We start from the raw sequence: 26,776 nt of genomic DNA on the forward strand, positions 1-26,776 counted from the left end.
CCCGAACCACCACCTCACACCTCTTCGACCGAGCTCGGCTCGCGCCGGGACAGGTCGATGCCCAGCTCCTCCGCGGCCCGGAACACCTCGTCGTCGGTCTCGCGCATCTCCAGGGCCACGCCGTCGCTGGAGAGCACCTCGACGTTGAGGCACAGCGACTGCAGCTCCTTGAGCAGCACCTTGAACGACTCCGGGATGCCCGGCTCGGGAATGTTCTCGCCCTTGACGATGGCCTCGTAGACCTTGACCCGGCCGAGGACGTCGTCGGACTTGATGGTCAGCAGCTCCTGCAGGGCGTAGGCGGCGCCGTACGCCTGCATGGCCCAGCACTCCATCTCACCGAAGCGCTGGCCGCCGAACTGGGCCTTACCGCCCAGCGGCTGCTGCGTGATCATCGAGTACGGACCGGTCGACCGAGCGTGGATCTTGTCGTCGACCAGGTGGTTGAGCTTCAGGATGTAGACGTACCCGACCGCGATCGGGTCCGGCAGCGGCTCACCGGAACGACCGTCGAACAGCTGCGCCTTACCCGTACGCCCGATCAGCTGCTTGCCGTCCCGGTTGGGCAGGGTCGACGCGAGCAGACCGGAGATCTCCTCCTCGCGGGCACCGTCGAAGACCGGGGTGGCCACGTTGGTGTCCGGCTCGGACTCGTGCGCCTCGATCGAGCGGAGCTGACGCTTCCACTCCTCGTCGTCGCCCTCGACCTTCCAACCGGTCTTGGCCACCCAGCCGAGGTGGGTCTCCAGCACCTGCCCGATGTTCATCCGGGAAGGCACACCCAGCGGGTTCAGCACGATGTCGACCGGCGTTCCGTCCTCGAGGAACGGCATGTCCTCGACGGGCAGGATCTTGGAGATGACGCCCTTGTTGCCGTGCCGGCCGGCGAGCTTGTCGCCGTCCTGGATCTTGCGCTTCTGGGCGACGTAGACCCGGACCAGCTCGTTGACGCCCGGCGGCAGCTCGTCGCCGTCCTCGCGGGAGAAGGTACGCACACCGATGACCGTGCCGGTCTCGCCGTGCGGCACCTTCAGCGAGGTGTCCCGGACCTCACGCGCCTTCTCACCGAAGATCGCGCGGAGCAGCCGCTCCTCCGGGGTCAGCTCGGTCTCGCCCTTGGGCGTGACCTTGCCGACCAGGATGTCGCCGGGGACGACCTCGGCGCCGATCCGGATGATGCCCCGCTCGTCCAGGTCCGCCAGCATCTCCTCGGAGACGTTGGGGATGTCGCGGGTGATCTCCTCCGGGCCGAGCTTGGTGTCCCGGGCGTCGACCTCGTGCTCCTCGATGTGGATCGAGGTGAGCACGTCCTGCTGCACGAGGCGCTGCGACAGGATGATCGCGTCCTCGTAGTTGTGGCCCTCCCAGCACATGAACGCCACGAGCAGGTTGCGCCCGAGCGCCATCTCGCCCTCGTCGGTGCACGGACCGTCGGCGATGACCTGACCGGCCTCGACGCGGTCGCCCTCGAAGACGACCGGCTTCTGGTTGACGCAGGAGCCGGCGTTGGAGCGGCGGAACTTGTGCAGCAGGTACGTCCGGCGGTGGCCGTCGTCCTGGTGGATGGTGATGTAGTCCGCGCAGAGGTCCTCGATGAGACCCCCGACCTCGGCCACCACGACGTCACCGGCGTCGACCGCGGCACGGTATTCCATGCCGGTGCCGACCAGCGGCGACTCCGCCTTCACCAGCGGCACGGCCTGCCGCTGCATGTTCGCGCCCATCAGGGCCCGGTTGGCGTCGTCGTGCTCGAGGAACGGGATCATCGCGGTCGCGACCGAGGTCATCTGCCGCGGCGACACGTCCATGTAGTCGACGGCGCTGGGGACGACGTCCTCGGTCTCACCGCCCTTACGACGGCACAGGACCCGGTCCTCGGCGAAGGTGCCGTCCGACTTCAGCGGGGCGTTGGCCTGCGCCTTGACGAACCGGTCCTCCTCGTCCGCGGTCAGGTAGTCGATCTGGTCGGTGACCCGACCGTCGATGACCTTCCGGTACGGCGTCTCGATGAAGCCGAACGGGTTGACCCGGGCGAAGGTGGAGAGCGCGCCGATCAGGCCGATGTTCGGGCCTTCCGGCGTCTCGATCGGGCACATCCGGCCGTAGTGGGACGGGTGCACGTCACGGACCTCGAAGCCGGCCCGCTCCCGGGACAGACCACCCGGGCCGAGCGCGCTCAGCCGGCGCCGGTGGGTCAGGCCCGCCAGCGGGTTGGTCTGGTCCATGAACTGGGACAGCTGCGACGTACCGAAGAACTCCTTGATCGCCGCCACCACCGGGCGGATGTTGATCAGGGTCTGCGGCGTGATCGCCTCGACGTCCTGCGTGGTCATCCGCTCGCGGACGACCCGCTCCATCCGGGAGAGACCGACCCGGACCTGATTCTGGATCAGCTCGCCCACGGTACGCAGGCGCCGGTTGCCGAAGTGGTCGATGTCGTCGGCCTCGTAGCCCTCCTCACCGGCGTGCAGCCGGCAGAGGTATTCCACGGTGGCGACGATGTCGTCCTCGGTCAGCGTGCCGGTGGTGATCGGCACGTCCAGCTCGAGCTTCTTGTTGAACTTGTAACGACCGACCTTGGCGACGTCGTACCGCTTCGGGTTGAAGAAGAGGTTGTCGAGCAGGGTCTGGGCGTTCTCACGGGTCGGCGGCTCGCCAGGGCGGAGCTTCCGGTAGATGTCGAGTAGCGCCTCGTCCTGGCCGGCGATGTGGTCCTTCTCGAGCGTCGTCATCATGAGCTCGGACCAGCCGAACTTCTCACGGATCTGCTCGGCCGACCATCCGATGGCCTTCAGCAGGACCGTGACGGCCTGCCGGCGCTTGCGGTCGATGCGGACGCCGACGGTGTCGCGCTTGTCGATGTCGAACTCCAGCCAGGCACCCCGGCTGGGGATGACCTTGACGCTGGAGAGGTCGCGGTCGGAGGTCTTGTCCGGCTGCTTGTCGAAGTAGACGCCCGGGGACCGGACGAGCTGGCTGACCACGACGCGCTCGGTGCCGTTGATGATGAAGGTGCCCTTGGGCGTCATCATCGGGAAGTCACCCATGAACACCGTCTGGCTCTTGATCTCGCCAGTGGTGTTGTTGGTGAACTCCGCGGTCACGAAGAGCGGCGCGCAGTAGGTCAGGTCCTTCTCCTTGCACTCCTCGATCGAGGCCTTGACCTCGTCGAAGCGCGGAGCGGAGAAGGACAGCGACATGGTGCCGGAGAAGTCCTCAATGGGACTGATCTCGTCGAGGATCTCCGCGAGACCCGATCGTGCGTGCGGGTCGTCCGCCGACCGGCCCTGCCAAGCCTCGTTGCCGACGAGCCAGTCGAAGGACTCGTTCTGGATGGCAAGGAGGTTGGGGACCTCGAGGTGTTCGGTGATCCGACCGAATGAAACTCGGCGGGGAGCGAAAGCACTCGACGTACGACTGGTCTTCGCAGGGCGGGAAGCTGCCAAGATGCGTCCTTCCGAGGACCGGTGCTGCAGAACGGCTGGTACGCGTGCACTCCAATGACCCCACCAGAATTATCCGTAAACGGACATTTCCGAGCAGGGGTCAAGTCGGAAGGCAGCGCAAACTAGCAGTGTAGCCGAGAGGCTAACCGCTGTCCAGCCCACCCCGCAGGACGTTGCGGAACTTGCCTCGGAGCCCCTCAGAACGGGGCCTGCCGGGCCGCTCGGAACGCAACGCTCCTGTCGGGCCGCTCGGGTGTCGAAGCGGCGTGGTGCCGCTGCCATTACCCAAGAGGTAGCCGTTGCAAGCGCGGAAGGTCTTGCTGGTGTCAGCGTGCCTGGCAGCGTGCTCCCGCGTCAAGGGCCGGTTACGGCTCGCCGGGGTCTTTCCCTCCGGCGGGCTACCGCCACGGACGCCCCGGGCCGCTCCAGGTCGACGTCAGCCGCCCTGCTCAGGCCGTTGCTCACCGTGCCGTACCAACCACAGCGGGCGGTGATCCGTTCCCGGATCACCGCCCGCTGCGAACGCGGTGTGCCCCGACTCACGTGAGCCGGACACGCGTCAGGTCAACGCAAGGTCACTTGAGGGTGACCTTGGCACCCTCGCCCTCGAGCTTGGCCTTGGCCTTGTCGGCGGTCTCCTTGTTGGCCTTCTCCAGGACGGCCTTCGGAGCGGCCTCGACCAGGTCCTTGGCCTCCTTGAGGCCCAGGCCGGTCAGCTCACGCACGACCTTGATGACCTGGATCTTCTTGCCACCGTCAGCCTCGAGGATGACGTCGAACTCGTCCTTCTCCTCCTCGGCCGGGGCAGCGGCGGCGCCACCGGCACCACCGGCGGCGGCGACCGCGACCGGAGCGGCGGCGGTGACCTCGAAGGTCTCCTCGAACTGCTTCACGAACTCGGAGAGCTCGATCAGCGTCATCTCCTTGAACGCGTCGAGCAGCTCGTCGGTGCTGAGCTTCGCCATGTCTGGCGTCCTTTCCTGAAACTGTTAGGTAAGAATCTGGTGCGCCGGGCGGCCTCAGGCCGCCTCGGCGCCCTCCTGCTCGCGCTTCTTGTCCGCCAGGGCGGCCGCCGTACGGACGGCCTTGGAGAGCGGAGCCTGGAACAGGGCCGCGGCCTTGCTCAGGTTGCCCTTCATCGCGCCGGCCAGCTTGGCCAGCAGCACCTCGCGGGACTCCAGGTCGGCGAGCTTCGTGACCTCGGCCGCGGAAATGGCCTTGCCCTCGAAGACGCCGCCCTTGATGACGAGCTTCGGGTTGGCCTTCGCGAAGTCGCGAAGGCCCTTCGCCGCCTCGACGACGTCGCCCGAAACGAAAGTCAGCGCGGTAGGACCGGTGAACAGCTCGTCGAGGCCGGAGATACCCGCGTCGCTCGCCGCACGCTTCGCCAGCGTGTTCTTCGCGACGGTGTAGCTGGTCTCCTTGCCGAGCGAGCGCCGCAGCTGGGTGAGCTGGGAAACCGTCAGACCGCGGTACTCGGTCAGCACCGTGGCACCGGAGTTACGGAAGCTCTCGGTCAGCTCAGCGACGGCCGTGGCCTTGTCGGACCGGATCGGCTTGTCCGCCATGTCCCTCCTCTCTCGTTGCTCGAGGCTGGTCCCCGTCGACGAGCGGTGGCTCGCGACGGCGGCGGAGGCGACACGACAACGAGAAAAGCCCCGGCGCAGGGCGCACGGGGCGAGGGCCGGCCGGTCGCGTCGCAGTCGGCGGACCGCGGTTCAACACAGCCGAGTTTCGCTTACCGCCCTGCGCGGGTCGCCCGTCATCGCGGGACCTTCGACCGTGCCGGGGCACGGTGACCAGCGGTCTCTGGGTGGAACTTCGTGCAGAAGGTTACGCGACACGGCGCGTGATCGCCAAATCGCCCCTGGAGTGCGCCCGGTCACTCGACCGGACCGGCGTCAGGGGCGCACCCGGCGCCACCGGAGGTAGCCGGCCAGGACCACCGTCGTCCAGGCCCCCGCCCAGGCCGACAGCAGCCCGCCGGTGGCCGGCGCCACTCCCTGCGCCAGCGCCCGGGCGGTCGCCAGCAGCGGCGGCACCAGCCAGGGCGCCACCGAGCCGGTCAGCCCCAGCGCCAGGGTGCCGACCGCGCCGAGCGCCAGCACCGCGACGCCGTACCCGGCGGAACCGGTCACGGCCCGGCTGGCCAGGGCGCCGAGCGCCACCGCGGGTGGCAGGGCGAGCAGGTGCGCCCAGAGGCCCAGGGCCAGCCCGACCGGCAGCGACTGCTCCCCCGCCCCGGACGGCGCGACCACCCCGCCCACCACCCACGGGAAGACCAGCGCCACGGCCACCGTGCCGGCGCCGGCCAGGGCCGCCGCCAGCAGCCCGGCCGTGCGTTCCCGGGCCGGGCCCACCAGCACCAGGGCCAGCCGGCGCTGCACGTCCGGCTCCACGTCGAGCAGGATCTTGGTTTGCCAGGCCAGCACCGGGAAGAGCACCACGGCCGAGACGCCGTACGCCTCCGCCGGCCGGGCCCGACCGCCGCCGTACAGCACGGCGAGGGCCAACAGGCCGGCCAGGAGCGGGGCGACCGCCCGGCCGGTACGCAGGAAGCCGACCAGCCGCATCCGGACCAGCCCGCTCACGGCGTCGCCTCCGTCGGCGCGGGGGCGTCGGGCGGGGAGGAGTCGGCGCGTACCCGCAGGACGTGGTGGCCGTCGGCGCGCAAGCGGGCGACGGTGCCCGCCGCCCGCGCGGCCGGCACCGAGACCTCGACCACCACGTGCGCCGCCGCTGGCGCGACGGCCGCCGGCCCGGTGGCGACCGTGCCGTCGGCGACCGTCCACCGGGCGGCGCCCGGCAGCCGGACCGTCTCCCCCCGGTGGTCGCTGACCAGCACCGACCCGCCCGCTGCCAGCACCTCGTCGACCAGGCCGGGGACCAGCTCGCGGGCCGCCGCGTCCAGGCCCTCCCACGGCTCGTCGAGCACCAGCAGGCCGGGGCGGCGGAGCATCGCCTGGGCCAGGCCGACCTTCTGCGCCGTCCCCTTGGACAGCTCGGCCAACCGGACGCCCCGGAACCGGGTCAGGCCCAGCCGGTCCGTCCAGCGGTCGACCGCGCCGGCCGTGTCGGTCGCCGGCAGGCCGGCGGCCCGTCCCATGGCGGTCAGGTAGGCGTCCACGGTGAACGGCTGGTCGGCGGGGAAGCGCTCGGGCACCCAGCCCACCCGCCGGGGGCGGTCGAGCACCCTGCCCCGGGTCGGGGTGAGCACGCCGGCGGCGAGTTGCAGCAGGGTGGACTTGCCGGCCCCGTTGCGGCCCAGCACCAGCGCCACCTCGCCCGGGCCGATGGTCACCGTCGCCGCCCGCAGCACCCAGGGGCCGCCGCGCCGGTACCGGAGCCAGACGTCCTCCAGTCGCATGCCGTGAGCGTGCCACAACCGGCAGACGGAAGGGGCCCCGCCACATCCGTGGCGGGGCCCCTTCGCGGGAGGCGACGCTCAGCCCTCGGCGCCGGTCTCCTGGAGGTTCTTGACCACCTTCGGGTCGACCGGGACGCCCGGGCCCATGGTGGTGGTCAGGGTGACCTTCTTCAGGTACGTGCCCTTGGCCGCCGACGGCTTGGCGCGGAGCACCTCGTCGAGGACGGCGGCGTAGTTCTCGATCAGCTGGTTCTCGCCGAACGAGGCCTTGCCGATGATCAGGTGCAGGTTGGAGTGCTTGTCCACCCGGAAGGTGATCTTGCCGCCCTTGATGTCCTGAACGGCCTTGGTGACGTCCATGGTCACCGTGCCCGTCTTCGGGTTCGGCATCAGGCCGCGCGGGCCCAGGATCCGCGCGATCCGGCCGATCTTGGCCATCTGGTCCGGGGTGGCGATCGCCGCGTCGAAGTCCAGCCAACCGCCCTGGATCCGGGCGACCAGCTCGTCGGTGCCCACCTCGTCGGCACCGGCGGCGGCGGCCTCCTCGGCCTTCGCGCCGGCGGCGAACACGATCACGCGGGCGGTCTTACCGGTGCCGTGCGGCAGGTTGACCACGCCGCGGACCATCTGGTCCGCCTTGCGGGGGTCGACGCCGAGGCGCATCGCGACCTCGACCGTGGCGTCGAACTTGACGTTGGTGGTCTCCTTGGCCAGCTTGACGGCCTCGGCGGGGGTGTACAGCTTCGACCGGTCGATGACGTCGGCGGCCTTGCGGTAGCTCTTGCTGCGCTGCATTTCTCGATACTCCTGTGGTTGCTGGCGGGCCGCGGCGACCGCGCGCCCTCCCACGAACTGATCTGGAAGGTGGACGACGTCAGTCGTTGACGACGATGCCCATCGACCGGGCGGTGCCGGCGATGATCTTCGCAGCCTGGTCCACGTCGTTGGCGTTGAGGTCGACCATCTTCTTCTCGGCGATCTCGCGCACCTGGGTCATGGTGACCGAGCCGACCTTGTCCTTCTGCGGGACGCCGGAGCCCTTGTCCACGCCGGCGGCCTTGAGCAGCAGCCGGGCGGCGGGCGGGGTCTTCAGGACGAAGGTGAAGCTCCGGTCCTCGTACACGCTGATCTCGGCGGGGACGATGTCGCCCCGCTGGGACTCGGTCTGCGCGTTGTACGACTTGCAGAACTCCATGATGTTCACGCCGTGCTGACCGAGCGCCGGGCCGACCGGCGGAGCCGGGGTGGCCTGGCCGGCCTTCAGCTGAAGCGTGAACGTCTTGACGAGCTTCTTCTTCGGAGGCATGTCACTTCCTGGGGCTTGGAACTGGGATATGTGCCGGCCGCGGGCGCGCACGGTCAGCGCGATGCGACAGCGGCGACGTTCTAGGGTAGCGCAGCGTCCGGCCACCCCGTCCGTCGAGGCCCGTCGAAGCTCCGGCGGGCCCGGAAAGAGTACGCCGGCGGCAGGCTGGACAGCCCACCGCCGGCGAACCGGAACGTCAGATCTTGGCGACCTGGTTGAAGTTCAGCTCGACCGGCGTCTCCCGGCCGAAGATCGACACCAGCACCTTGAGCTTCTGCTGGTCGGCGTTGATCTCGCTGATCGTCGCCGGCAGCGAGGCGAACGCGCCGTCGGTGACGGTGACCGAGTCGCCGACCTCGAAGTCGAGGACCTTCACCTCGGGCTTGGCCTTCTTCTGCTCGGTCTCGACCGCCGGGGCCAGCCACTTCAGCACCTCGTCGAGGCTCAGCGGCGCCGGACGGTCGGCCCGGTCGGTCGCCCCGACGAAGCCGGTCACGCCCGGGGTGTTCCGGACACAGGAGTAGGACTCCGCGGTCAGCTCCATCCGGACCAGGATGTAGCCCGGGAAGACCTTGGCCTGCACCTGGGAACGCTTGCCGTTCTTGACCTCGACCTCTTCCCGGGTCGGCACCTCGACCTGGTAGATGAAGTCCTCCATGTCGAGGGAGGTGATCCGGGTCTCGAGGTTGGTCTTGACCTTGTTCTCGTAACCGGCGTACGAGTGGACCACGTACCAGTCACCGGGGGCGTAGCGCAGCTTCTGGCGCAGCTCGGCGACCGGGTCGAATTCCTCCTCCACCGGCTCGCTGGTCGGGAACTCAGACTCGCTGGCGGCCTCGACCGACTCGTCACCAGCCGCCGTCGCCACCGCGGACTGCTCGTCCGTGGTCTCGGCGGTCTCGTCGTACTCAGGCACGCTCGCTCACTTCCGTCACTATCGGCACATCAGGCCGGTCAGCTGGGGTTGCCGAAGACCCACAGCACGCCCTTCGCGAACGCGAAGTCGAGCAGTCCGACGATCGTCAGCATCACGGCGACGAAGGTGACCACCACGGCGGTGTAGGTCAGCAGCTCCTTGCGGGTCGGCCAGATGACCTTACGCAGCTCGGCCACGACCTCGCGGAAGAACCGCGCGATGCGGGCGAAGAGCCCGATCCGCTCGGTGTCCTTCCGGGTCTTCCGGCCGTCGGACGACTCGGCCCGGGCACGGGCCCGGGTGGCGGTGCCACCCCGGGAGACCGGCTCGTCGGTGGCGGTGGCCTCGTCGTCGGCCACGTCGTCGACGACCTCGTCGCGCTCGTCGCGCAGCTCGTCGCCGGCGTCCTCGCCGCGCCGCTTGCTCTCGGCCACTTCGCCCTCCGTAGCGGGATCTCGGGTCGCACACCGGTGGGGCGTGCGCGGCGTGTGGTCACGCCGGCCGGACCAACCGTCCCGCGACGGGCCGCGGCCGGCGGATCGACCAGGGCGGACCCGATCGCCTCGGAACCACCCCGCCGATGCCACCACCACGGGCCGGACGCCGCCGGGCGGCGGCGCGACCCACGGGAACGGTCAGGCCTGAGGCGCAGGGGTGACAGGACTTGAACCTGCAGCCTGCGGTTTTGGAGACCGCTGCTCTGCCAATTGAGCTACACCCCTGTGCGGCAACTCTCACCCCACCCGGTCGCGAACGACCGCGCAGGGGTCACTTGCCCCACGGCGGACCAGTGTACGGGTAGTCGTGCGACTTTCCCAACCGGTCCTCCCCCAGCGCGTCGGAACGCCCGTCAGGCCGGGGTGCGGACGGTCGCCCGCGCCTGCGACAGGACCTTCTCGCCCTGGCAGGTCGCGGTGACGTCGAGCCTGGTCAGGCCCTCCTCGGTGACCTCACGGACCACCGCGGAGACCTCGATCTCGGTGCCCTGGTCGTCGTCCGGGACGACCACCGGCCGGGCGAACCGCACGTTGTAGTCGACCACCGCGTCGGGCGCGCCGGCCCAGCCGGTGAGCGCGCGACCCACCAGGGCCATGGTGAACATGCCATGGGCGATGACGCCGGGCAGGCCGACCCCGGTGGCGACCCGGTCGCTCCAGTGGATCGGGTTGAAGTCGCCGGAGGCGCCGGCGTAGCGGACCAGGTCCGCGCGGGTCACCCGGAAGGTCTGGGTGGGCAGCTCCATGTCAGGCCTCCCGGCGTACGACGATCTTGGACCAGACGGTGACCACCGGCTCGCCGGCCACCGTGGCGACCTCCGTGCGGGTGGTCAGGAAGCCGTGCCCGCCGCGGGTGGTGATCTCGTCGATGCTGCTCACGCAGACCAGCTCGTCGCCGGCCACCACCGGACGGGTGTACGCGAAACGCTGGTCGCCGTGCACGACGCGGCTGTAGTCCACGCCCAGCGCGGGATCCTCGACGATCTGGGCGTTCGCGGCCATCGTGAGCACCTGGGGGAAGGTGGGCGGGGCCACCACGTCCGGATGCCCGAGCGCGCGGGCCGCCTCCGGGTCGTGGTACGCCGCGTCGGCCGCGCCGATCGCGGTGGCGAACTCGCGGATCTTTTCTCGGCCCACCTGGTAGGGGGCGGTCGGCGGATAGCTCCGGCCGACGAAGGACGGGTCCAGGGACATGCCGCCGAACCTACACGCAAAAACGATCGCCGATCCGGACGGAGGCCGGCCCATCGGGGCCGTCAGCCGTGCGGATCGGCGATCGGATGCTGCTTCGGGGACCGGGCCGGCGGTGCCGGCCGCAGGTCAGCGGGTCTCGCGGTGGACCGTGTGCTTGCCGTCCCGGGGGCAGAACTTCTTCAGCTCGATGCGGTCCGGGTCGTTACGACGGTTCTTGCGCGTGATGTAGTTGCGCTCCTTGCACTCCACACACGCCAAAGTGATCTTCGGCCGGACATCGGTCGCCTTCGCCACGGCGGAGTGCCTTCCTCGCTAGGAACAACTACGACGCATCAGCCTACGCGGAGGATGCGTGGACATGCAAAGCGGGCGCCTGTGGCGCCCGTCCCACCGACCACCGGGATTGAGCCCGGAGGACGAGAGTAGCGGTGGCCGGACTTGAACCGGCGACACAGCGATTATGAGCCGCTTGCTCTGCCATCTGAGCTACACCGCCGTGGCGGGTCCAGCCGGACCCTTTGAGCCCCCTTACGGAATCGAACCGTAGACCTTCTCCTTACCATGGAGACGCTCTGCCGACTGAGCTAAGGGGGCCTACCCGATCACCCCGGAGGGCGTCGCGCAGGGGATACATTACACGGCCTCATGGCGACCGTGAAATCGGATCCCCCGGTACGGCCTTCGCCCAGCTCAGGGCACGACACGCAGGCGTGGCAGCTCGCCCACCGTGATCGACTCCGGGTCGACCTGGGCGCCGAACCACGCCTCCAACCGCTCGTACGGCAGCGGGCGGCTGAACAGGAAGCCCTGGCCGATCTCGCAGCCGATGTCCTGGAGCAGCTCCAGGGTCAGCTCGCTCTCCACCCCCTCGGCCACCACCGCCAGGCCGAACTGCTGGGACAGGGTCACCACGGCGTTGACGATCGCCAGGTCGCCCGGGTCGGTCGCCATCCCCTGGACGAAGGAACGGTCGACCTTCACCTCGTGCACCGGCAGCCGGCGCAGGTAGGCCAGCGACGAGGAGCCGGTGCCGAAGTCGTCCACCGACAGCCGCACGCCGAGGTCCCGCAGCCGGCGCAGGGTCGGGATCGGCCGGTCGGTGCCGTCCAGGAGCCCGGTCTCGCGGATCTCGAAGGTGAGCCGCTGCGCCGGCACGCCGTACTCGGCCAGCAGGTCCCGGACCCGGTCGGGGAAGTCGCGGTCGGTGAGCGTACGCGCGGAGAGGTTGACCGCGACGGCGAGCGGCTGGGCGGCGTGTGACCAGTCCCGGCTGCGCCGCAGGCCCTCGCGGAGGACCAGCTCGGTGAGCCGGCCCAGCTGCCCGGTGTGCTCGGCCACCGCGACGAAGTCCTCCGGGGCCACCGTGCCGTGCGTCGGGTGCTCCCAGCGGGCCAGGCACTCGACGCCGACCAGCCGGCGCTCCCGGAGCGTCACCTTGGGCTGGAAGTAGACCTCCAGCTCGCCGTCCTCCAGCGCCCGGCGCAGGTCGCCGGCGAGGCCGAGGCGGCGCAGCGACCGCGACTCCAGCGCCGGGTTGAACAGCTGGACGCTGCCCGGCACCGACTTCGCCGCGGTGGCGGCCAGGTCGACCCGTTGCAGCAGGGTCGCCGCGTCGCTGCCGTGCTCCGGGTGTACGGCCACCCCGACGGCGGTGTCCACGTCGAGGGTGAGCGCGTCGAAGGCCATCTCGCCACGGATCCGCTCGCGCAGCTGGCCGGCGAGCTCCAGGGCCGCGTCCGCGCTCTCGCACCGCAACGTCACCAGGAACTCGTCCCCGCCGGCCCGCCCGACCAGGGCCGACGAGGGCGCACAGGTGCGCAGCCGCTCGGCCACCTCGGCGAGGACCCGGTCCCCGGCGGCGTGGCCGAGGGACTCGTTGACCTGCCGCAGCCCGTCGACGTCGAAGAGCAGCAGGGCGACCACCTCGCCGGGCGCCCGGATCTTCACCGCCTCCTCCAGCGCGCCGGTGATCCGGCGCCGGTTGGGCAGCTTGGTGAGCGTGTCGTGGTACGCGTCGTGGCGCAGCCGGTCGACCAGCCGGGAATTCTCCAGGGCGACGGCGGCGTGCGCGGCGACCGTCTCGAAGACGGGAAGGTCGGCCGGGGTGAAGTGACCGACGTCGCTGAGCCGGTTGACCACCTCCAGCGTGCCAATCACCACCGGCCCGGAGCGCAGCGGCACGATGATCAGATCCTTGACGTGCCCCCGGTCCAGGTCCTGGCGGAGCTCCGGCGCGTCACCGAAGGCACGGCCCACCGCGAGCCACCGGCCCCGCTTGCGGACCTGCTCGCGCAACCCGGCCGGGGTGACCGCGACGTCGAGCAGCCCCTTGTCGTCGAGTCGGGCGGTGAGCAGGACCTCCGGGTGCCGGCCCTGGGCGGGCAGCCAGAGCGTCGCGTACTCCGCCTGCATCAGGGCGCGGACCCGGCCGAGCAGGCTGTCGGCCACCAGCCCCTCCTCGCCCCGTTCGGTCATCACCCGCGTCAGGTCGTACATGTCCCCGAGGGTGCGGTGCTGGCGGAGGAACTGGGAGTACGAGCGGTAGATCATCGCCACTGCGGCCGCCAGGACGGCGATGAGCAGTGCCGACCACAGGGTGGACTCGACGGCGATCAGGATCACCAGCCCGACCACCACGTTCACCAGGGAGGCCAGCAGCGGTGCCGGGGCGGTGCGGATGACCTCCAGGGCGGCCTGCCAGCCCTGGATCAGCCCGATGACGCCACAGACCGCGGCCAGCGCCACCAGCGTGTTCGTGCCCACCGCGGCGGCCAGCACCAGCCAGGTGGCCGGTCCGACGCCCTCCGGATCCGGCAACGCCAGGAGCACCAGCCCGGCGAGCGCCGCCGCCGCGGCCGCCTTGACGACGTTGAACCACGCCTTGGGCGCGCTGAGGCGCCGGCGCAACTGGCCCACCATCGCGGCCACCGTGGCGATGACCACCACCGTGAACGGCGTCAGGTAGTGGAAGGCGAGGACCAGCGGGATCTCGGTGAGGATCAGCACGACGCTCTGCCGGCGGATCACGATGTGCAGGACCTGGGTCCCGGTCACCACAGTCGCGACCAGTACGGCCGCCGCCACCAGGAGATTTCCGGGTGGCGGCGGCCGCAGTACGGCGAGCGTGATCGCGGAGAGCGTCGCCAGCAGGGCGAGCGGTGCGGTAATGAGCCAGGCCTGATCCGGAGACCTGCGCGGAGACGGTCTACTGGTGGCCATCCCGCTCCCTCGTGATCGGATGGGGGCGGACCTAGCGGACCGTCAGGGCGCTTTCCGGGGCGAGCAGGTCGACGACGGCGTTGCTGGCGGGGGCGCCCCACTCGAAGTCCATCAAGCTGGCGTCGGCGGTGTTCTCAAGACCCCCGGCGAACGCGGCGAGAGCGATCAGCACGGCGACGCCGAGCCGGGCAAGCGTCCGACCAGACATGGTGTGCTCCTGTCAGAAAAAATGCGGGGGCGGATGTTCCACGATGGTGCCACAACGCGCGAGGCCAACAAAGCCCTCGGCAGCCCGGCTCCACCTCGGCGCCAGCAAGTCCGACCGATCGGCAGGACCGCTTGACTGGCGGGCTGATACCCGCTTTGACACGTCGATCACAGGTGGTTCAGCTGATGATCACTCAGACCTAACGAACTAACGGCCAGATACCACCCAACTACCGCGAAGTAGCCCTGTCCCCTGTGGACGCTACCGGCTGCGGGCGGTCAGGCGTCGCGAGGTGCCGGCACACCGGCCCACGGCATGGGCAACGAGTGTCGTTGGAGCACCGTGTCGAGCACGTCACTGATCGTCTGCCGGGACAGCTCGTCGGAGACGACTCGGGCCACGCGGTCGTATACGCCGTCCAGGACCGGAGCGATCCCGTACCCCACCGGACAGTCCTGTCGCGGCGGGTGCGGGTGCAGCGCGAACACGGGGCCCGGCTCGACGGCGGCGTACACGTCGGCGAGGGTGATGCCGGCGGCCGGCGCCCGTAGCGACCACCCGCCGCCAGGACCGACGCCGGCGCCGACCAGGCCAGCGTCGCGCAGCGGGCCGAGGGCCCGACGGACCGCGGCCGGATTGCTGTCCAGGCTGGCGGCGATCTGGTCGCTGGTCAGCCCGGTGTGGCCGTGCCGTTGCGCCAGAGCGAGCCAGCACAGGGCGTGAACGGCCACGGTGAGGCGACTGTTGCCGGCCATGGCTTCTCCGTCCGGGCGGTTGCGCTTTCGATCACCGTCAGGATAATCCGTAACAATATTTGTTACAGACAGGGTTGATGTGCAGCCTTCCGACTTCGCCAGCTGTCCGGTCGTCGAGATGCGGCGGTACGCGCTGCGCCCCGGACACTTCGACGACCTGCAACGGGTCTTCCAGCCGTGGCTCGTCGCGAGTCAGGAGCAGGCCGGGATGCGGCACGGCGGACAGTTCCGGGACCGGGACGACCCAGACCGCTTCGTGTGGTTCCGCGGCTTCGCCGGCATGGAGCAGCGCCGCGAGGCACTGGAGTCCTTCTACTACGGGCCGGTGTGGCAGGCGCACCGCGACGTGCTCCTGCTCCGCCCGACCGAGCCGGCGCACCGCGCCGGTCCACCGGTGACGCCCGGACAGCCCGGAGCGACCGACTCCCCCACCTGGGTTGTCGCCCACGTGTGCTCGCTGCCGGACGACGTAGACCTGGAGGCGTGGCTGACCACCTCCGGCCAGGCGGTTCTTCAGCGGTCGCTCGGCGTACCGGTGGCCATGTGGCGGAGCGAGCCGGCGGAGAACACCTTCCCGCGCCTGCCGGTACGCGACGGTCGCTTCTTGGTGTCGCTGGCGGTGTTCGAGAACGGAGAGCGGTGGGGCCTCGCCGCAGACCGGCTCGAGAACGACCCGGAGTGGCGTCGGATCACCGATCGGCTCTCCGCTGCCGGGGTGACGAGCGAGGTGAGCCACCTCCAGCCCACCGCCACTTCGAACCACCCGATGCCGGTGAGCGACGCCTGACGAAGGAGGACACGAAAACGGCCCCCGATCAGCATCTCTGCTGGTCGAGGGCCGTTCTCACGCCTGGTGGCGGGTAGAGGATTCGAACCTCTGAAGCTTTCGCGACGGATTTACAGTCCGCTCCCATTGGCCGCTCGGGCAACCCGCCAGGGCATCACCACCACGTTGAACGCGGCAGCGGAAGCAAGGATAGCGGTCGCCCCCGGGCCCGGCGCAACCGGGTACCGTCAGGGGGTCGCACCGCTGGTCAGCGGAGGACAGAAGATGACAGACCGCCGGACAGCAGGAGCATGATCATGGCAGCGAACCCGTCGTTCGACATCGTGAGCAAGGTCGACCGGCAGGAGGTCGACAACGCCCTCCGCCAGGCGGAGAAGGAGCTCGCGCAGCGGTTCGACTTCCGCGGCACGGGCGCCGAGATCTCCTGGTCGGGCGAGGAGGCGATCAGCCTCCAGGCGGAGACCGAGGAGCGGGTCAGCGCGGCGCTGGACGTCTTCAAGGAGAAGCTGGTCAAGCGGAACATCTCGCTGAAGTCGCTGGACGCCGGTGACCCGCGCTCCTCCGGCAAGATCTTCAAGATCGACTGCAAGGTGATCCAGGGCATCGACTCGGACAAGGCCAAGGCGATCAGCAAGAAGATCCGCGACGAGGGCCCGAAGGGCGTACAGGCGCAGATCCAGGGTGACCAGCTGCGGGTGACCGGCAAGAAGAAGGACGACCTCCAGGCGGTCATCGCGCTGCTCAAGGGCGAGGACTTCGGGGTCGCCCTGCAGTTCACCAACTACCGCTGAGTCCCGCCCTCCCGGTCAGCGCGAGAAGATCAACAAAAGCACCACCGTGATGATCGCGCTGACCAGGAGGGAGCCGAGGCACCCTATGCGGTTGGAGAAGAAGAGGAACATGGCAGCCGTCCTACCCCGCTGAAGCGTCCTCAGACCCACCCGTCCCCGCCGCCGGTGTAACCCGCCGGGCGGCTGCGGGGTGTCAGGTGGTGGAGAGAGCGGCGGCAGGAGCGAGGTGGCATGGACCCGGCGGACGACTTCGACGCCTTCTACACGGCGACGGCCCGGCGGGTCGTGCACCACGTGTACGCGTACTGCGGGAACCTGGCCGAGGCGCAGGACGTGGCCCAGGAGGCGTACGCCCGGGCGTGGCAGCGGTGGTCGACCGTCGGTGGCTACGAGGACCCGGAGGGCTGGGTGCGTACGGTCGCCTGGCGGTTGTCGGCGAACCGTCGGCGTGGCCTGCTGCGGTGGTTCGCGGCGCGGGCCCGGCTCGGCCGGGTCACCGACGTGCCCGGGCCGAACCCGGACCGGGTGGCCCTGCTGGACGCGCTGCGCCGGCTGCCCGAGGCGCAGCGCCGGGTCGTCGTCCTGCACCACCTCGAAGACCTGCCGGTGGCGGAGATCGCCCGGCGCACCGGCATGCCGGCCGGGACCGTGAAGGTCTACCTCTCCCGGGCGCGGACCGCGCTCGCCACCCTGTTGGGCGACGACGAGAGGGAGGACGCCGATGTCGTCACGCATCCGTGAGGCGCTGGTGGAGTTGGAGGGGGACGTGTCCGGGCTGCGGCTGGCGCCGCCGTCGGCGGTGCGGGCCCGGGGCCGGGCGCGGACCCGGCGGCGGGTCGGGGCGCTGGCCGGGGCCACCGCCGTGGTGCTCGGTGCGGCGGCGCTGCCGGTGTGGCGGGCGCCGGCGGATCCGCCGACCTTCAGCGTCGGCGACCCCCGCCCCTCCGCTACCTGTGCGCCGGAGCAGCCGCCGCGGCCGGGGGTCCTGATGGTCTTCTTCAAGGAGGAGGTCACCGACGAGCAACGGCGCGCGGTTCTCGTGCGGCTCAAGGAGTTCCACCAGATCGACCGGACGGTGACCGTGAGCCCGGTCGACCGGTGGGAACGCTTCGTCGCCACCTACTGCGGCTCGCCGGAGCTGGCCCGGATCGGCCCGGACCAGTTCCCCGAGTCCGTCGAGGTGCACCTGCGCCGCGACGACCCGGCCGTCCTCGAGCGGATCCGGGAGGCGGTGCGGAGCCTCCCCGGGGTCGACGAGGTACCGCCGCCCGCCCGCTGAGACCGCCGCCCGCCCGCTCAAGCAGACACTCGACCACTCAGCGCCGCCCGACGTTCAAGCCGGCGGGCGACGGCACGGCCTCGTGTCGGTGGTCAGGCCGCAACCGGCCGCTCCGCGCGGACCGCCCCGGCCTCGGCACGGGCGATCGGCCCGGCGGGCAGCGCCGCGACCACCGCACCGACGGCGACCGCGGCGCCGGAGAAGACGAACGCCCACGGCACCCCGCCGGTCTGGTCGACGATCAGGCCGGCGATCGCGCCGCCGGCCGCGCTCGCCCCGACCGACGTGGTGACCACCCAGGTGTACGCCTCGTTCAGCATGCTGCCCGGGGTGATCCGCCCGACCAGGGTGTTCTCCAGGGTGAGCGCGGGCGCGATGGTCGCTCCGCCGACGGTCAGCGCGACGCCCAGCAGCAGCGGGTCGGGGATCAGCGCGAAGACGGCGAGGCTGGTGGCGACCGCCGCGAGCAGCCAGGCGAACTGTCGGGTCATGTTCGGCGCCGGCCGGCGTACGCCGAACCAGAGGCCGCCGATCGCGCTGCCCACGCCCCAGACGGCGAGCAGCACGCCGGCCAGGCTCTCCGGGTCGCCGGTCGGCTGGCCGGCGGCGAAGGCGGGCACGATCACCCCGGCCGCGCCGAAGGCGACGCCCAGCCCGGCGACGCAGACCAGCAGCGCCGGGAAGCCGGCCAGGGCGAGCGGCCCGAGCCCTCGGGTGTGGTGCTCCCGGGGGTGCGGTCGCCAGCCCCGCATGACCCGCCCGAGGGCCACCCCGGCGGTGCCGACCAGGGTGACCACGGCCGCACCGACCAGCGCGGCGGTGGCGTCGGCGACCAGCACGAAACCGGCCACCAGCAGTGGGCCGAGCACGAAGACGATCTCGAACAGGGACGTCTCGGCGGCCAGCGCCGTGTTGCGCAGGTGCCGCCGACCGGTGGCGGGGCCGGTCAGGTCGTTCCAGGCGCCCCGGATGGCGGCGGACATCGGCGGATAGGTGGCGCCGGCGACGGCGGCCGTCAGATAGATCATGGGCAGGCTGCCCGCGGAGCGGCTCGCCCAGAGCAGCCCGGCCAGCGCCAGCGGGTGGGCGACGGCGGTGGCCAGCAGCACCGGCGAGGGACCGATCCGGTCGGCGATCCGCCCGGCGACCGGGCTCAGCGCCGCTCCCGCCAGGGCGTAGAGGCCACCGGCCACGGCGGCCAGCGAGTACCGGCCGGTGACCTGCGCGACGACCAACAGCAGCGCCAGCGGCGTCATGCCGATCCCGAGCCGGCCGACGATGCCGAGGACCAGCAGCATCGGCGCGCCGGGGATCCGCCAGACGGCCGCGTACTGGCGCAGTGCGGCCACCGGTGGACCTCCTGGGGGTAACGGGTCAAAGACCTTTCGACCCTAACGCCGGGGCGGAGCGGCGACGACGGTCGGCTTCCTCACACCGATCACATCCGGGAGTTCTGCCGACCAGCCCGGCACAACGGACAGCCCCGGTCGTGAAGACCGGGGCTGTCCGTTGTGCGAAGGTCAGCGCTGGAACTGCACCGGGCCGCTGTTCGCGGCCAGCTGCTCCAGCCGGGCCACCCGCTGCTCCATCGGCGGGTGGGTGGAGAACATCGCCGCGATGCCGCCGCCCCGCTTGAACGGGTTGTCGATCATCAGGTGGGCGGTGCTGGTCAGCTGGCCCTGGGCGGGCAGCGGACGCGTCTGGGTGCCCACGTGGATCTTCCGCAGGGCACTGGCGAGGGCCAGCGGGTCCCGGGTGAGCTGGGCGCCGGACTGGTCGGCCTGGAACTCCCGGCTGCGGCTGATCGCCAGCTGGATCACCGTGGCGGCGATCGGGCCGAGAATCAGGGTGAGCAGCAGCACCGCCGGGTTCGGGGCGTCCTCGTCGTCGCCCCCGCCCAGCGGGATGAACCAGGCCAGGTTCGCCAGCATGGTGATGATGCCGGCCAGGCCGGCCGCCACACTGGAGATCAGGATGTCCCGGTTGTAGACGTGCGACAGCTCGTGGCCGATCACCCCGCGCAGCTCGCGGTAGTCGAGGATCTCGGTGATCCCCTGTGTCACGCAGACCGCCGCGTTGGCCGGGTTACGACCGGTGGCGAAGGCGTTCGGCTGGGAGGTCGGGCTGACGTAGAGCCGGGGCATCGGCTGCCCCGCCTCGGTGGCCAGCTCCCGCACCATCCGGTACAGCTCGGGGAACTGTGCCTCGCTGACCGGTTGCGCCCGCATCGAGCGCAGCGCGAGCTTGTCGGACCAGAAGTAGGTGACGCCGTTCATCAGCAACGAGAGGACGACGGCGATGACGAGACCGCCACTGCCGCCGAACCAGTAGCCGACCGCGAGGATCAGCGAGGTCAAGAGGCCGAGCAGCGCTGCGGTCTTCAGACGGTTGTGATGCACGATGACTCCTTCGGTGCGCGGGTCGCGCGGGACCCGCTGACCGGTTCAACACACCGGTACCCGTCAACCATCCTGCTCATGGCTGGGAGTTGACTGGATGTCGCTGTGAGCCCGCTGGAGAGACCGGACATCCGGGTCGACTCCGGTCAGCGCGCCGCGAGATCCAGCACGAGCTGCGGGGCGAAGCCGACCAGCACCGCCAGGGCGGTCGCGACGGCCAGCGCCGCGGCCACGGCCCCGGCCGGCCGGGCCGGTGCCGCCGCGCCGTCGGCCGGCGCCGCCCACAGGGTCGCCGCCAGCCGCAGGTAGTAGGCCAGGCCGATCACCGCGTTGACCGCCACCACCAGGGCCAGCCAGCCGGCGCCGCCGTCGAGCAGCGACCGGACCACCGTCACCTTGGCGAAGAGCCCGGCCAGGCCGGGCGGCAGGCCGGCCAGCCCGACCAGGGCCAGCGCGAACGCGGCCCCCACCCACGGGTGACGCCGGGCCGCGCCACGCAGGTCGTCGAGGGTGCCGCCGTCGGCGCCGGCCGGCCGCAACGCCACCACCGCGGCGAAGGCCGCCAGCTCCAGCAGCACGAAGAAGACCGCGTACGCGACGGCGGCGGCGTACGCCGCGGCGCGGGCCTCGCCGGTGCGGCCGGCGGCCAGCGCCAACGCGCCCAGCGGGGCGAGGATGTAACCGGCCTGGGCGACCGAGGACCAGGCCAACAGCCGGACCGTCCGGCGCTGACGCAACGCCACCAGGTTGCCGACGGTCATGGTCAGCACGGCGAGCAGGGCGAGCACCGGGCCGGTGACGGTCGCCGGCAACGCCCGCTGCACCACCGCCAGCAGGGCGACCACCCCACCCAGCTTCGACGCGGTGGAGAGGTACGCGGCCACCGGCAGCGGGGCGCCGTCGTAGGTGGCCGGCGCCCAGGCGTGGAACGGCACCGCGGCCACCTTGAAGGCCAACCCGAGCACCACCAGCGCGACCGCCGCCGTGGTCAGCGGCAGGTCCAGCAGCTCCGGACGCTCGCCGAACAGCGCGCCGAGCCGGCCCAGGTGCACCCCGCCGGTGACCGCGTACAGCAGGGCGGCGCCGAGCAGGGTGAGCGTGGTCGCCACCACGCTCACCACGAAGAAGGTGACCGCCGCCTCGGCGCTGGCCACGCTGCCCCGGCGGAGCCCGACCAGCACGTACAGCGGGAGGGTCAGCGTCTCCAACGCCACGATCAGGGTGATCAGGTCACCGGCGGCGCCCAGCACCACGCCACCGGTCATCGAGCAGGCGAGGAGGAAGCAGTACTCCCCGACCGGCGTCGGCCCGGACCGCAGCAGCGGCCAGGAGATCGCCAACACCCCCAGGGTGAGCAGCGCGAAGACCACCGCGACCAGGGCCGCCCGGTCGTCGGCCACCCAGGAGCAGTCGGCGCCCACGCAGAACGTCCGGCGGGTCTCCCCCGCGCCGGCCAGCGCCGAGCCGGCCGCCGTGGCGACCGCCCCCGCGGCGGCCACCGCCACCGTCGCACCGGCGCGGGCCAGCAGCAGATCCACCAGGAGGACGAGCACGGCGGTGCCGGCGGCGAGGTACGCCGGCAACAGCGCCACGTTGTCCACGCTCTGCACCAGGCTCACGCCGCCACCTCGCTCCGCCGCGCCGCACTCCTCGCGCCCCGGCTGCCCCCCGTTGCCTGCACGCTCACCGGACCACCTCCAGCAGGGCCTCGACCGGGCCGGTGGCGTAGCCGAGCACCAGGGTCGGCACCAGGCCCACCGCCAGCGCCAACAGCACCAGCGGCGCCCACGCGGTCAGCTCGGCGGCGGCCAGGCCCGGACCCACCCGGTCCACGGCCGGGCCGGGCCGGCCGTGGGTGACCCGACGCAGCAGCCGCAGGAAGTACGCGGCGGTCAGCGCCCCGCCGACGGCGGCCAGCACGGCCAGCGTGGTCCAGAGCGGCCCGCCCCGCCGCACGGCGGCGACCACGGCGAACGCCTCGCCCCAGAAGCCGGCCAGCCCGGGCAGCCCCAGCGAGGCCACCGCGGCGAAGCCGAGCAGCCCGGCCAGCCGGGGTGCGGTCTCCCGCAGCCCGGACAGCTCGTCGAGCGCACCGGTGTGGGCGCGGTCCTTGATCGCCCCGGCCAGAAAGAAGAGCAGCCCGGTGATGATCCCGTGGGCGACGTTGCCGATCAGCGCGGCCTGGAGGCCGGTGGCGGTGAGCGTGGCCACCCCGAGCAGCACGAAACCCATGTGCCCGACGCTGGAGTACGCGATCAGCCGCTTCAGCTCGTCCTGCGCCAGGCAGACCAGGGAACCGACGATGATCGCGGCGACCGCGAGCACACCGAGCACCGGCGCCGCCCAGCGCGCCCCCTCCGGCGCCACCCCGACGGCCACCCGGATCAGGCCGTAGGTGCCCATCTTGAGCAGCACCCCGGCGAGGATCACGCTGCCCACCGTCGGCGCCTGGGTGTGCGCGGCCGGCAGCCAGGAGTGCAGCGGCCAGAGCGGGCTCTTCACCGCGAAGGCGACCGCCAGCAGGGTGAACGCGGCGAGCTGGGTGTTGCGGGACAGCCCGGCGCCACCGGTCAGCGCGACGATGTCGGCGGTGCCCGCGGCGGCGACCACGGTGTAGACGCCGACCAGCAGGAGCACCGAGCCGAAGAGCGTGTAGAGGGCGAACTTGCGGGCCGCCCGACGCCGGTCCGCGCCACCCCAGCCGGCGATGATCGCGTACATCGGGAGGAGGACGACCTCGAAGAAGAGGAAGAACAGCACCATGTCGAGGGCGAGGAAGGTGCCCAGGATGCCCACCTCGACCACCAGCAGCAGCGCCACCAGCGCCCGGCCGCTGCCGCCACCGGCAGGCACCCGCCACAGCGTGTAACCGCAGCAGAGCAGCGTGAGCAGCGCGGTCAGCACCACCAGCGGCCAGGAGATCCCGTCCACGCCCAGGTGGAAGCGGAGCTCCAGCCCGGGGACCCAGGACAGGTCGAGCTGGTGCCAGGGCCGCACCCCCGGCGGCGGCCCGTAGCCGAACCAGCTGTGGTCGCCGACCCCCAGCAGCACCGCCGGCACCAGGGCCAGCCCGGCGGCGACGGTGCCGACCAGCCGGGCCGCCCGGTCCCGGGGGACCGCGGCCACCGCCAGCGCGCCCAGCGCCGGCACCGCCAGCACCGCCACCAGCAGGAACTGCCCGTACGTCATGCCCCGACTCCGATCAGCACGGCGGCCAGGCCGATCAGCAGCGCACCGGCGAGCACGGCGACCGCCGCCCGGGGCAGCGCCGCCCGGTGCAGGGCGGCCAGCCCGCCACCGAGCCGGTACGCGCCCCGCCCACTGCCCTCGACCACCCCGTCGACCACCACCTCGTCACCCGTGCGGGTGACCGAGGCGAGCGCCGTCACCGGTCGTACGACAAGGGCGTGCTGGACGTCGTCGAGCCGGAACGCGCGAGCGAACACCGGCCGCAGCGGGCCCAGCGCCCGGGCCGGGTCGGCGGCCGGGTCCCGGCGCCAGCCCGCCCAGGCCAGGCCGGCGCCGAGCAGCAGCAGGACAACCGGCACCAGCATCATCGGCGCGAGGTGCACGAGCAGCGCCTCACCCGGCGGCAGCACCGGCACGGTGGGGAAGAGCAGCCGGTGGGCGAACCCGTGGTCGAAGCCGGCCAGCCCGAGCAGCGCGGCCGGCACCGCCAGCAGCAGCACCGGCCAGCGCATCACCGCCGGCGGGTCGTGCGGATGCGCGAGCGGGATGCGGGTCGAGCCGAAGAAGGTACGCAGCAGCAGGCGGGTGGCGTACCAGGCGGTCACCGCGACGCCGAGCAGCCCGGCCAGCCAGACCAGCCAGCCCACCCAGGCCGCAGCGGGGCCGGTGCCGTCCAGCGCGGCGGACTCGGCGGCGGCGAGCACGCCCTCCTTGCTCCAGAAGCCGGAGAGCGGCGGCACCCCGGCCAGCGCGCCCAGGCCGACCGCCGTGCACCAGAAGGTGACCGGCATGGTGGTGCGCAGGCCGCCCATCCGGGACATCAGCGTGGTGCCCACCCCGTGGATGACCGCGCCGGCGGCGAGGAAGAGCAACGCCTTGAACGCGGCGTGGGTGAGCAGGTGGAACAGGGCGGCGCTCGGCGAGCCGACGGCGAGCGCACCGGTCATGTAGCCGATCTGGGAGACCGTCGACCAGGCCAGCACCCGCTTGATGTCGTCCTGGGCGGTGGCGGCGAACGCGCCGAGCAGCAGGGTGGTCGCGGCCATCACGCCGAGCACCGCCAGGGCCACCGGCGCCTGCACGAAGAGCGGGTAGAGCCGGGTCACCGCGTAGACGCCGGCGGCGACCATGGTCGCGGCGTGGATCAGCGCGGAGATCGGGGTGGGACCGGCCATCGCGTCCGGCAGCCAGGTGTGCAACGGGAACTGGGCGCTCTTGCCGGCCACCCCCGCCAGCAGCAGCAGGCAGGCCGCGGTGAGCACGCCGGCCGAGTGGTCGTGGGCCAGCACGTCGGCGATCCGGAAGCTGCCGGCCGAGACGCCGAGCAGGGCGATGCCGAGCAGGAAGCCGACGTCACCCACCCGGGTGACCAGGAACGCCTTCATCGCCGCGGCCGGCGCCCCGGGCAACCGTCGGTCGTGGGCGATGAGCAGATAGGAACAGAGGCCCATCACCTCCCAGCCGACCAGCAGCAGGATCAGGTCGCCGCTGACCACCACCAGCAGCATGGCCGCGGTGAAGAGGCTGATCTGCGCCGCGTACGGCGGGTAGCGGTGGTCGACGTCCACGTCGTCGTGCGGGCCGCGCCGCAGGTAGCCGATCGAGTAGACCTGCACGGCGAGGGCCACCGCGGTCACCGCCACGGCGACCAGCGCGGCGGCGCCGTCCAGCCGCACCCCCAGGGTGACCGCCAGTCCGCCCAGGTCCACCCAGGTGGTGGACGCCTCGACCGGCCCGTCCAGGGTCACCAGCAGGGCGACCGCGACCAGCAGCGCGACGGCCGCCCCGGCCACGCCCAGGCCGGCCGCCACCCGTCGGGCCGGCTCCCGGCCGGTGCCGCCGTCCGGGGGCAGCAGCAGACCGACCAGCCCGGCGGTCAGCGGTACGACGGGCAGGGCCGCCCCGAGCAGCGTCGTCGTGCTCACCCGATCCCCTTCGCGGCCTCGGTCAGCGGCTCCGCCTCGGTCAGCGGCGCGGCCTCGGTCAGCGGGACCTCGTCCACGGCCACGTCGGCCCGCAGCCGGTAGAGCTGGAGGACGATCGCCAGGCCCACGCCCACCTCGGCGGCGGCCAGCACGATCACGAAGAGCGCGAAGACCTGGCCGGCGTGCGGCAGCTGGGCCCGGACCGTGGTGTCGGCGGTGACCAGGATGAGGGTCACCGCGTTGAGCATCAGCTCGACGGCCATCAGCACCAGCACGGCGTTGCGGCGACGCAGCACGCCGTACGCGCCGAGGCCGAAGAGGAACGCGGCGGTGACGTACGGGATGACCGGCCTCACCGGCGGCCCTCCCGCTCCGTGCCGGCGCGGCGGCCGATCTCCGGCCGGGCCAGCACCACCGCCCCGACCAGGGCGGCCAGCAACAGCACCGAGAGCACCTCGAACGGCAGCACCCAGGAGCGGAAGACCTGCTCGCCGAGGCGCTCCGCGGTGCCCGCCGCCGGCAGTTCCACCCGGGTCCAGCGGAACGCGTCGACCAGCAGCGCGGCCAGCCCGAGACCGGCACCGCCGCCGACCAGCGCGGCGGGCCACCCGGGCCGGTCCAGGTCGTCGGAGGCGCCGATCGGGGCCCGGGTCAGCATCACCGCGAAGAGCAGCAGGACCACCACCGCGCCCACGTAGATCAGCACCTGCACCCAGGCCACCAGCTCGGCGGTGAGGACGAGGTACATGCCGGCCACCGCGCCGAGGCAGACCACCAGGTGCAGGCCGGCCCGGACCAGGTGCCGGGTGGTGACCACCAGCAGCCCCGCACCGACCGCCACCGCGCCCAGGGCGAGCAGCAGCACGTCCGCACCGGTCATCGGGGCGTACCCTCGCCGCCGTCGGCCGGAGCGGCGGGTGACGGGCGTACGGCCGGACGGGCCGCCGGGGCCGCGGCCTTGCGCGCCGCCACGGACTCCTCCTTTGCCGGCTCGCCGTTCGGGTCGTGCGCGGGCGGCGGCGGGACGGTGGCCATCCACTCGCCGAGGTGGTCCTTGTCGTGCAGCAGGTCCTTGATGTCGTACTCGGCGTACTCGAACTCCGGGGACCAGTAGAGCGCGTCGAACGGGCAGACCTCGATGCAGATGCCGCAGTACATGCAGAGCGAGAAGTCGATGTCGAAGCGGTCGAGCACGTTGCGCTGCCGGGGGCGGGCGGCGCCGGGCACCGCCACCTCCTCCTTGTGCGAGTCGATGTAGATGCACCAGTCCGGACACTCCCGGGCGCAGAGCATGCAGACCGTGCAGTTCTCCTCCAACAGCGCGATCACGCCCCGGGACCGGGGCGGCAGCTCGGGAGCCACGTCCGGGTACTGCTGGGTGGTCGAGCGGCGGGTCATCGTCTTCAGCGTGACCGCCAGCCCCTTCACCAGCCCCTCGCCGGGAATGCCGCTGCGCTCGCTCACGCCGTCGCCTCGCTTCGCTCACCGACGCCGTGAG

General features: G+C 71.8%; 27 protein-coding genes and 4 tRNA genes. 4 read left to right on the forward strand and 27 right to left on the reverse strand.

Annotation, left to right across the window (positions count from 1 at the left end):
* Positions 1–14: 14 nt before the first annotated feature.
* The 18 genes from rpoB to GA0074704_RS28135 all read right to left on the reverse strand — a co-directional run bounded on the left by rpoB (position 15) and on the right by GA0074704_RS28135 (position 14,908).
* Entirely contained in the window at positions 15–3,446 is a 3,432-nt protein-coding gene (gene rpoB, locus GA0074704_RS28055; RefSeq protein WP_088973249.1) for a DNA-directed RNA polymerase subunit beta, read from the reverse strand.
* Between the two features lie 575 nt (positions 3,447–4,021).
* Positions 4,022–4,411, reverse strand: coding sequence for a 50S ribosomal protein L7/L12 (rplL, locus tag GA0074704_RS28060; RefSeq protein ID WP_088973250.1), 390 nt, complete (start codon positions 4,409–4,411; stop codon positions 4,022–4,024).
* Positions 4,412–4,465: 54 nt separating this feature from the next.
* Positions 4,466–5,014, reverse strand: a complete 549-nt coding sequence (rplJ, locus tag GA0074704_RS28065; RefSeq protein WP_088973251.1) for a 50S ribosomal protein L10 — start codon at positions 5,012–5,014, stop codon at positions 4,466–4,468.
* Between the two features lie 333 nt (positions 5,015–5,347).
* Positions 5,348–6,037 (reverse strand): hypothetical protein, encoded by a 690-nt coding sequence (locus GA0074704_RS28070; protein ID WP_088973252.1) that lies wholly within the window; start codon positions 6,035–6,037, stop codon positions 5,348–5,350.
* A complete protein-coding gene (locus GA0074704_RS28075; protein ID WP_088973253.1) occupies positions 6,034–6,813 on the reverse strand; it encodes an ATP-binding cassette domain-containing protein in 780 nt (259 codons plus the stop codon). The genes GA0074704_RS28070 and GA0074704_RS28075 overlap by 4 nt, the downstream gene beginning before the upstream one ends.
* A 78-nt stretch (positions 6,814–6,891) precedes the next feature.
* Positions 6,892–7,608, reverse strand: coding sequence for a 50S ribosomal protein L1 (gene rplA, locus GA0074704_RS28080; RefSeq protein ID WP_088973254.1), 717 nt, complete (start codon positions 7,606–7,608; stop codon positions 6,892–6,894).
* 79 nt (positions 7,609–7,687) lie between these two features.
* Positions 7,688–8,119: a 50S ribosomal protein L11 gene (gene rplK, locus GA0074704_RS28085; RefSeq protein WP_088973255.1), complete on the reverse strand. Its 432-nt coding sequence runs from the start codon at positions 8,117–8,119 to the stop codon at positions 7,688–7,690.
* 196 nt (positions 8,120–8,315) lie between these two features.
* Positions 8,316–9,035, reverse strand: a complete 720-nt coding sequence (gene nusG / locus GA0074704_RS28090) for a transcription termination/antitermination protein NusG (protein ID WP_088973256.1) — start codon at positions 9,033–9,035, stop codon at positions 8,316–8,318.
* Between the two features lie 38 nt (positions 9,036–9,073).
* Positions 9,074–9,469, reverse strand: a complete 396-nt coding sequence (gene secE / locus GA0074704_RS28095; protein ID WP_088973257.1) for a preprotein translocase subunit SecE — start codon at positions 9,467–9,469, stop codon at positions 9,074–9,076.
* A gap of 215 nt (positions 9,470–9,684) precedes the next feature.
* Positions 9,685–9,757: transfer RNA gene (locus GA0074704_RS28100), tRNA-Trp, on the reverse strand.
* Between the two features lie 128 nt (positions 9,758–9,885).
* The gene (locus GA0074704_RS28105; protein WP_088973258.1) at positions 9,886–10,278 is read right to left on the reverse strand and encodes a MaoC family dehydratase; all 393 of its coding nucleotides are present in this window, start codon (positions 10,276–10,278) and stop codon (positions 9,886–9,888) included.
* 1 nt (position 10,279) lies between these two features.
* Positions 10,280–10,726 (reverse strand): MaoC family dehydratase N-terminal domain-containing protein, encoded by a 447-nt coding sequence (locus GA0074704_RS28110; RefSeq protein WP_088973259.1) that lies wholly within the window; start codon positions 10,724–10,726, stop codon positions 10,280–10,282.
* A gap of 126 nt (positions 10,727–10,852) precedes the next feature.
* The gene (rpmG, locus tag GA0074704_RS28115; protein WP_013288652.1) at positions 10,853–11,020 is read right to left on the reverse strand and encodes a 50S ribosomal protein L33; all 168 of its coding nucleotides are present in this window, start codon (positions 11,018–11,020) and stop codon (positions 10,853–10,855) included.
* Positions 11,021–11,149: 129 nt separating this feature from the next.
* A tRNA-Met gene (locus GA0074704_RS28120) sits at positions 11,150–11,222 on the reverse strand.
* A gap of 25 nt (positions 11,223–11,247) precedes the next feature.
* Positions 11,248–11,320: transfer RNA gene (locus GA0074704_RS28125), tRNA-Thr, on the reverse strand.
* A gap of 96 nt (positions 11,321–11,416) precedes the next feature.
* Complete coding sequence (locus GA0074704_RS28130; protein WP_088973260.1) at positions 11,417–13,945, reverse strand: putative bifunctional diguanylate cyclase/phosphodiesterase; 2,529 nt, start codon at positions 13,943–13,945, stop codon at positions 11,417–11,419.
* A 31-nt stretch (positions 13,946–13,976) separates the two neighbouring features.
* Positions 13,977–14,153 (reverse strand): hypothetical protein, encoded by a 177-nt coding sequence (locus tag GA0074704_RS28960; protein ID WP_157743807.1) that lies wholly within the window; start codon positions 14,151–14,153, stop codon positions 13,977–13,979.
* A gap of 278 nt (positions 14,154–14,431) precedes the next feature.
* Positions 14,432–14,908, reverse strand: coding sequence for an Rrf2 family transcriptional regulator (locus tag GA0074704_RS28135; protein WP_088973261.1), 477 nt, complete (start codon positions 14,906–14,908; stop codon positions 14,432–14,434).
* 79 nt (positions 14,909–14,987) lie between these two features.
* Between GA0074704_RS28135 and GA0074704_RS28140 the strand changes: the two genes are divergently transcribed.
* Complete coding sequence (locus GA0074704_RS28140) at positions 14,988–15,695, forward strand: putative quinol monooxygenase (protein ID WP_088973262.1); 708 nt, start codon at positions 14,988–14,990, stop codon at positions 15,693–15,695.
* A gap of 64 nt (positions 15,696–15,759) precedes the next feature.
* Here the strand turns inward: GA0074704_RS28140 and GA0074704_RS28145 are convergent.
* A tRNA-Tyr gene (locus GA0074704_RS28145) sits at positions 15,760–15,843 on the reverse strand.
* A gap of 148 nt (positions 15,844–15,991) precedes the next feature.
* Here GA0074704_RS28145 and GA0074704_RS28150 point away from each other — a divergent pair.
* The 3 genes from GA0074704_RS28150 to GA0074704_RS28160 all read left to right on the forward strand — a co-directional run bounded on the left by GA0074704_RS28150 (position 15,992) and on the right by GA0074704_RS28160 (position 17,765).
* Entirely contained in the window at positions 15,992–16,486 is a 495-nt protein-coding gene (locus GA0074704_RS28150) for a YajQ family cyclic di-GMP-binding protein (RefSeq protein ID WP_157743808.1), read from the forward strand.
* A 231-nt stretch (positions 16,487–16,717) separates the two neighbouring features.
* Positions 16,718–17,227, forward strand: coding sequence for an RNA polymerase sigma factor (locus GA0074704_RS28155; protein ID WP_088973264.1), 510 nt, complete (start codon positions 16,718–16,720; stop codon positions 17,225–17,227).
* Positions 17,208–17,765 carry a cell division protein FtsX gene (locus GA0074704_RS28160; protein ID WP_088973265.1) on the forward strand — a complete coding sequence of 186 codons (558 nt, stop codon included), beginning with the start codon at positions 17,208–17,210 and terminating at the stop codon, positions 17,763–17,765. Before GA0074704_RS28155 ends, GA0074704_RS28160 begins: the two co-directional genes overlap by 20 nt.
* 92 nt (positions 17,766–17,857) lie before the next feature.
* On the opposite strand, the gene GA0074704_RS28165 is transcribed toward GA0074704_RS28160, so the two are convergent.
* The 8 genes from GA0074704_RS28165 to GA0074704_RS28200 all read right to left on the reverse strand — a co-directional run bounded on the left by GA0074704_RS28165 (position 17,858) and on the right by GA0074704_RS28200 (position 26,742).
* Positions 17,858–19,114, reverse strand: coding sequence for an MFS transporter (locus GA0074704_RS28165; protein ID WP_088973266.1), 1,257 nt, complete (start codon positions 19,112–19,114; stop codon positions 17,858–17,860).
* A gap of 171 nt (positions 19,115–19,285) precedes the next feature.
* Positions 19,286–20,164, reverse strand: a complete 879-nt coding sequence (gene htpX, locus GA0074704_RS28170) for a zinc metalloprotease HtpX (protein WP_088973267.1) — start codon at positions 20,162–20,164, stop codon at positions 19,286–19,288.
* Between the two features lie 146 nt (positions 20,165–20,310).
* On the reverse strand, positions 20,311–21,783 hold the full coding sequence (locus GA0074704_RS28175; RefSeq protein ID WP_088973268.1) for an NADH-quinone oxidoreductase subunit N: 1,473 nt from the start codon (positions 21,781–21,783) through the stop codon (positions 20,311–20,313).
* Between the two features lie 64 nt (positions 21,784–21,847).
* A complete protein-coding gene (locus GA0074704_RS28180) occupies positions 21,848–23,353 on the reverse strand; it encodes a complex I subunit 4 family protein (RefSeq protein WP_088973269.1) in 1,506 nt (501 codons plus the stop codon).
* On the reverse strand, positions 23,350–25,278 hold the full coding sequence (locus GA0074704_RS28185; protein WP_088973270.1) for an NADH-quinone oxidoreductase subunit 5 family protein: 1,929 nt from the start codon (positions 25,276–25,278) through the stop codon (positions 23,350–23,352). Before GA0074704_RS28185 ends, GA0074704_RS28180 begins: the two co-directional genes overlap by 4 nt.
* Entirely contained in the window at positions 25,275–25,634 is a 360-nt protein-coding gene (nuoK, locus tag GA0074704_RS28190; protein WP_088973271.1) for an NADH-quinone oxidoreductase subunit NuoK, read from the reverse strand. The genes GA0074704_RS28185 and nuoK overlap by 4 nt, the downstream gene beginning before the upstream one ends.
* Entirely contained in the window at positions 25,631–26,158 is a 528-nt protein-coding gene (locus tag GA0074704_RS28195; RefSeq protein WP_088973272.1) for an NADH-quinone oxidoreductase subunit J family protein, read from the reverse strand. The genes nuoK and GA0074704_RS28195 overlap by 4 nt, the downstream gene beginning before the upstream one ends.
* Complete coding sequence (locus GA0074704_RS28200) at positions 26,155–26,742, reverse strand: NuoI/complex I 23 kDa subunit family protein (protein ID WP_088973273.1); 588 nt, start codon at positions 26,740–26,742, stop codon at positions 26,155–26,157. Before GA0074704_RS28200 ends, GA0074704_RS28195 begins: the two co-directional genes overlap by 4 nt.
* Positions 26,743–26,776 lie beyond the last annotated feature (34 nt).

The organism is Micromonospora siamensis (genome assembly GCF_900090305.1).
Classification (GTDB): Bacteria; Actinomycetota; Actinomycetes; order Mycobacteriales; family Micromonosporaceae; genus Micromonospora; species Micromonospora siamensis.

Coding starts and splice junctions, on each gene's coding strand:
- rplL (WP_088973250.1), bottom strand. CDS start 4,411: ATGGCGAAGCTCAGCACCGACGAGCTGCTCGACGCGTTCAAGGAGATG.
- rplJ (WP_088973251.1), bottom strand. CDS start 5,014: ATGGCGGACAAGCCGATCCGGTCCGACAAGGCCACGGCCGTCGCTGAG.
- GA0074704_RS28075 (WP_088973253.1), bottom strand. CDS start 6,813: ATGCGACTGGAGGACGTCTGGCTCCGGTACCGGCGCGGCGGCCCCTGG.
- rplA (WP_088973254.1), bottom strand. CDS start 7,608: ATGCAGCGCAGCAAGAGCTACCGCAAGGCCGCCGACGTCATCGACCGG.
- rplK (WP_088973255.1), bottom strand. CDS start 8,119: ATGCCTCCGAAGAAGAAGCTCGTCAAGACGTTCACGCTTCAGCTGAAG.
- GA0074704_RS28105 (WP_088973258.1), bottom strand. CDS start 10,278: ATGGAGCTGCCCACCCAGACCTTCCGGGTGACCCGCGCGGACCTGGTC.
- GA0074704_RS28110 (WP_088973259.1), bottom strand. CDS start 10,726: ATGTCCCTGGACCCGTCCTTCGTCGGCCGGAGCTATCCGCCGACCGCC.
- GA0074704_RS28130 (WP_088973260.1), bottom strand. CDS start 13,945: ATGGCCACCAGTAGACCGTCTCCGCGCAGGTCTCCGGATCAGGCCTGG.
- GA0074704_RS28960 (WP_157743807.1), bottom strand. CDS start 14,153: ATGTCTGGTCGGACGCTTGCCCGGCTCGGCGTCGCCGTGCTGATCGCT.
- GA0074704_RS28135 (WP_088973261.1), bottom strand. CDS start 14,908: ATGGCCGGCAACAGTCGCCTCACCGTGGCCGTTCACGCCCTGTGCTGG.
- GA0074704_RS28150 (WP_157743808.1), top strand. CDS start 15,992: ATGGCAGCGAACCCGTCGTTCGACATCGTGAGCAAGGTCGACCGGCAG.
- GA0074704_RS28155 (WP_088973264.1), top strand. CDS start 16,718: ATGGACCCGGCGGACGACTTCGACGCCTTCTACACGGCGACGGCCCGG.
- GA0074704_RS28160 (WP_088973265.1), top strand. CDS start 17,208: ATGTCGTCACGCATCCGTGAGGCGCTGGTGGAGTTGGAGGGGGACGTG.
- GA0074704_RS28180 (WP_088973269.1), bottom strand. CDS start 23,353: ATGACGTACGGGCAGTTCCTGCTGGTGGCGGTGCTGGCGGTGCCGGCG.
- GA0074704_RS28195 (WP_088973272.1), bottom strand. CDS start 26,158: ATGACCGGTGCGGACGTGCTGCTGCTCGCCCTGGGCGCGGTGGCGGTC.